The following is a 279-nucleotide window of genomic DNA, read 5'->3' on the forward strand; positions in this document are numbered from 1 at the left end:
GCTTCGAACTGTCCAAGGTCGAGCGGCACTCGATCCGTGAGCGCGAAGTCAACCAGATACTCCTCAACATCGATCCGCAACTGGCCGCCAGGGTCGCGGCGAACGTCGGTGTGCAGCTCGCCGCGCCGGCCAACCCGACACCGCAGCCGAAGCCGTCGCCGGCGCTGAGCCAGATGAATCTGCTGTCCGGCGACATCCGTTCGCGCAAGGTGGCGATCCTGATCGCCGACGGCGTCGCCGAGAGCGACGTCAGCGACCTGCGCGACGCGCTCCGCCAGG

The 279-nt window shown here is 68.1% G+C and carries 1 pseudogene; it reads left to right on the forward strand.

Going from position 1 to position 279, the window contains the following annotated elements:
* Positions 1–279 (forward strand): annotated as a pseudogene (locus ACLJNW_RS24615) (catalase HPII); the annotation flags it as partial.

The sequence above is a fragment of the Salmonella sp. SAL4457 genome (assembly GCF_046548235.1).
Taxonomy (GTDB): Bacteria; Pseudomonadota; Gammaproteobacteria; order Enterobacterales; family Enterobacteriaceae; genus Salmonella; species Salmonella enterica.